We start from the raw sequence: 1536 nt of genomic DNA, 5'->3' as shown, positions 1-1536 counted from the left end.
GCAGCAATTCCCGGTCAGCATAAAATGAGTTAAAATATAGGAAAAATAGACACCATAAAAGATAGAATTATGCCAAAAGCCTTACCTCCAATTCCGTCATACGATGATATTCAGGCATCTTCATGCCTATCAGTAAAACGCCTACTTGAGGCAGTCAGAAAAACATTTACCAAAATACCCGAACATCGCACTGCAAGTGTAGAATATTCCTTGGTTGATACGCTAATGTCAGGTGCAGCAGTGTTCAGTTTGAAATTCCCATCTTTACTCAAATTTGACGAAAATCGCGAAGAAGCACATATAAAACACAATTTACAGACATTGTATGGTGTTTCCGGACAAGCCCCATGCGATACGCAGATGCGGACAATACTCGATCCTGTGGAACCGGCACAGGTTGCTAAGGGGTTTGACACATTACACAGAAGTCTTGAACGCAACGGTGTTCTACGAGAATTCAAATATCTGGGGGCACTTGTCATCTTATTGGATGCAACGGGAGAATACAGCTCCAACTGTATCGGTTGCCCGGACTGTTGCACCCGCACGCATTCAGACGGGACAGTGGAATATTACCATCAAATGTTAGCGGCAGTGATAGCATGCCCGAACAAAAAAACTGTACTGCCACTTGCACCGGAACCGATTATCAAACAAAAGGATGCGAGTAAAAATGACTGTGAAATCAACGCTGCCAAGCGTCTGATGCCGAAAATACGCAAGCTTTTTCCGAAGCGGAAAATCATCATAGCTGCTGATGGCATTTATTCCAAAGGGCCGTTTATCAAGCTGCTCAAAGAACTGAATTTTGACTACATTTTGGTGGCAAAAGAAAGCGACCACGTCAATTTAGTCAATGAATATATCGAGTGTCGTGTAGCAGGCAAAGCAGAAGAATATGAAGAAACTAAAGATGGCTTGACACAAGGCTTTTGCTGGACAAACAATCTATCATTAAATGCGAGCCACTCAGACATCAAAGTTAATCTTTTGAATTTTTGGGAAATTAAACAAGATGAGGAGAAACCACATAGCTGGATATGGATTACTAACCTTAAATTGACGCGGCGCAGTGTTTGCCGGGTCATGCGTGCAGGACGCTGCCGCTGGAAGGTCGAAAATGAGACCTTCAACACACTTAAAAATCAAGGATACAACCTGGAACACAACTATGGGCACGGCAAACAGCACTTAGCAACGGTGTTTGGTTATCTGATGCTGCTGATGTTTTTAATTGACCAAATACAAGAAGCCTGCTGCCCACTATTTCAGGCTGCACGTAACCGGCTTCATTCAAGAACTTCACTATGGGAAAAATTACGTGGCTTCTTTACGAATTATTTTATTGAATCCTGGGAAGATATTTGGCTGAGTGTGATTTATGGCAATCAGCGGGGTGCGTTAGCCCCGAATACTTCTTAGCATGTTATAAAAATATGTGTTTTAGGCTTGGTTTTAGATTAAGTGTGTGAAATTAAAATTTTGGGAAATATAGTTGGTCACTGTGGTGGAGGGAGTTCTTTGTCTATTGCTTAG

1 protein-coding gene is annotated in these 1536 nt (G+C 42.1%); it reads left to right on the top strand.

Annotated features, from left to right (window positions below; all coding sequences use genetic code 11):
- Positions 1-69 precede the first annotated feature (69 nt).
- Positions 70-1422 carry a transposase gene (locus tag QUF61_RS18100; RefSeq protein ID WP_289682951.1) on the top strand — a complete coding sequence of 451 codons (1353 nt, stop codon included), beginning with the start codon at positions 70-72 and terminating at the stop codon, positions 1420-1422.
- Positions 1423-1536: the final 114 nt, after the last annotated feature.

It is taken from the genome of Candidatus Venteria ishoeyi (assembly GCF_030378065.1).
GTDB lineage: Bacteria > Pseudomonadota > Gammaproteobacteria > Beggiatoales > Beggiatoaceae > Venteria > Venteria ishoeyi.
The sequence above is the reverse complement of the archived record's forward strand: the minus strand, read 5'-3'. Positions and strand labels throughout refer to the sequence as shown.